The organism is Dictyobacter arantiisoli (genome assembly GCF_008326305.1).
Classification (GTDB): Bacteria; Chloroflexota; Ktedonobacteria; order Ktedonobacterales; family Ktedonobacteraceae; genus Dictyobacter; species Dictyobacter arantiisoli.
The window spans coordinates 1-3,222 of the sequence record NZ_BIXY01000190.1; the positions used below are offsets into that span (position 1 = coordinate 1).

At 44.4% G+C, this 3,222-nt stretch carries 2 protein-coding genes; both read left to right on the forward strand.

Translation table 11 applies throughout. The annotated features are described in order from the left end of the window. Positions 1 to 141 precede the first annotated feature (141 nt). Positions 142 to 2,124: an SbcC/MukB-like Walker B domain-containing protein gene (locus tag F1593_RS27605; protein WP_149404767.1), complete on the forward strand. Its 1,983-nt coding sequence runs from the start codon at positions 142 to 144 to the stop codon at positions 2,122 to 2,124. After that, positions 2,105 to 3,222 (forward strand): hypothetical protein (locus F1593_RS27610; protein ID WP_149404768.1); only part of this gene is annotated, 1,118 nt, incomplete at its 3' end. The genes F1593_RS27605 and F1593_RS27610, both read left to right, overlap by 20 nt.

Here is a 3,222-nt window from a genome sequence, read left to right on the forward strand (position 1 = left end):
GTAGAACAGATTTATTACCGTGTTCTTACTGCATTTTATCGTCATTCCAATTCGTGTTCAGAAAGAAAGTGAGTTTCTCTTACAGACCTCGATTTTATTGTCTTGACAAAGCGGGGCACTATAATAGTTGTATCGGAAGAGATGAAGCAGTTACAATTTCATGGGATTGTTTCCTATCCTCCTCATGTTGAGGCGTTGCGTTCTGCTTTAGAAGCGGTTGTGGGAGTGCGACCAGATATTCTTTGCGAGCGCATTGAAGTTCCTGAGGTACGTTGGCAAATGGCAGTAGAATCCATGCTTGGTAATAGACGTTTTAGTATTCTTGTGCCTCCGGATACCTATGATGACGTTCTGCAATTTATCGAACAATCTAAGGCAGATTCTCGCTTTCACTATGCACGCGTGCTTGATCTTGAACGTGTCTGGCAACAACAACGCCCTGCCATCTCTCAAAGCCTCGCCTTACAAGTGTCTACTGAAGATCCTTATGTGCAGGCGTATGTCAACTCAGTTTTGGGATCTATTATTACCTGTACATCAGCCAGAGAGGTGCGCAAGTATGATCGTGCGATTACGACCGAACTTGTGTACTATAGCGAATGGGCAGTGCAAAAGCTTTCTGAGAAGGACTATGTTCGATGGTTTGTGGGAAGACGTGCCCTCGACTCACAGATTGAAGCATGTGAGCGTGAACTGAACCAGATTCGAAATGATCTTTTACTTCAAGCTACTCTCCATTCACATGTTAAGGAGCAGAAAGCGAGGCTTGATTACAAAGACTCACTTTCGATTCTGCGACCGAATCTAGAAAATCCACCAGAAGATGGTTATCTCAGGCTTGAAATTACTGATCTGATTGAGAAAGTACAAGCGCTTGATTTGAGTACCGTGCAAAGGCTTGAGCAGGAAATTCAGAACCTGATTGATCTTATTCGGCACTATGAGCAAGAGAAAGCGCATGGAGTTGAAGAACAAGGGCGACGTAGCGCTACATTAGATGCGCTTGATAGACAATGGGCATTGGCTGATACAGAAGAGAAAGAATGCGAAAAAGAGGTCTCTGCTATACGAGAAAGACTCCCTGAGGCTGAAGAACTCGCTCAGGCGCTCTTTATTGAACAGAGAAAAGAACGGGATCTTTCTCAAGTGATCGCTAATGCCTCGAAAGCAGCCAAAAGTTATACGACACAGGCCAATGACACCGCCCAAGAAATGCAAAATCTACGACTGGAATATAACATTAAATATCACTTTTCAGGCATTCCAGAGGCCATTCATGATAGACGGTATAACCAGGAACATGAGCGCCTTTCAGCTACTGAGTTGCCTCGTTATAAGGCCCAAATTCAACAGGCGCTTCAAGAGGCTGATGAGGAATTACGAGAGCATATTCTTCATAATCTTCGAGAGCGTATTCAGTATGCTAAGGATGAGTTGCGACGTATGAATGATGCCTTAAGGGCATCCGTGTTTCGTGGCGACCGCTACCAATTTTGTTGGGACGTAGCTAGTGAGATGAAGGAATATTATCGTCTGATTGATGATTCTCAGTTGCTAGGGACTAATCCTTTGTTTGAGAGTACATTTTATGAGCAGAATCATGAAACTTTTGATCGATTCTATGCAGAACTTATGCGGGAGAGTCAAGGCGATCGTGAGAAACAATCAAAAGCAATTCTTACCGATTATAGAACCTATCTCACTTATGATCTCGATGTGACTCATAGTGACGGACGAGTGTCTCGCCTAAGCAAAATTGTGGGTGAAACATCAGGGGGAGAAACACAAACTCCTTTCTATTTGGCGATTGCTGCGTCATTTGTGCAGTTATATCGAATGTTGGATCTCAAGTCATCGCGTCGTCTTCCCCCCACAATACGCTTAGCTGTCTTCGATGAGGCTTTTAATAGGATGGATGAAGAGCGCATTGGGGTGACTCTAGATCTATTTCGGCAGTTTCATCTTCAAGTAATTACCGCAACGCCGCTTGAGCGTTGTGAATATCTAGTTCCTAAAATGTGTACTAGTATCGTAGTTGCACGTGTTGGTGAGAATATTGTGCTTGACGACTACCACAATTATAAAGCAAAGCTAGAGGAGACATATGGAGAGAACGATGCATAAAGGAGAGATTCGTCATGAAGTTCGTTTACTCCTTGAAGCTTTATTGATACAAGCAGAGCAACCCGCACGCAAGCAGGTTGCGCGTGTGCACCTAACAAAACGTGGCTTTGCTTGGTACTTTTCTGGGGATGAGCTAGGATTACGTGGGCAGGTCCATGAACAACTACAACATCTCGCTCTTCAGGGATTTCTCAAACTCAACTGGCAAAAATATGAACAAGGTAATTTACTTGCGTCGATTGATCTTGCCAATCGAGAGATCGAAACGATTGAAGCGCTATGTGCTTGGCTTGGAAGAACTCCGTTGCGTAGTCAAAGAGAAGCATTAAGATTAGTTTTACTCGAACAGGAGCTTATAGGGGGATGGTTTGATCGTTTTCTTGAGTGGGCTATGATGCAGTTAGAGGAGTATCGATCTCCTTTGCCACTTAGTATCGTCGATGTACAAGGGAGTCGAGACCTACTTCGTGTGTTATCCGCCGTTGCGCAATTGCAGACTCCCATGTTAGCACGGGTATTAAGTATAGAACTTTTTGGAAAGAGTAAACGAGTGGATGAATTATTGGGGAAGGTAATCACCGTTCTTCGACAATTTACTACAGATGCTCCTTTGTATGAAGGAGATGACTGGGCTTTACTCCAAGCGTACAATGTTTATCGTCCATCCGAATATATTCCTGTGGTTGGTTCTCTCTCCCTGGTTGTGCCAAGCACGTCTGAGAATAGTCCTTTATCTCCAATGCCAATTCCTCTTCATATGGATGCTGCGTTACCAAGTATTGGCCTCTCTGAAGAGATTCTTCGTTCTGCTCAGATTACTTCCTGTTCCGCGATGGCACTTGTTACAGTAGAGAATCAGACGAGTTTTTGTGAATTATTACAAGTGCGTTCATCATCTGTCTGTGTCGTCTATATTGGTGGATTTGCTAGCCCTGCGTTAATTATATTTCTCCGCACTCTTCGACGCTTTCGGCCCGACCAGCAACGCTGTCCACAGTGTGGAAACCGATTGCAGGCTCGGGGAAACCATGCTCGGACCTTGCAAACCACTGGAGGAGAAGCAATCACCTTGCACCGCCGGTATCTCAAATGTCCCCG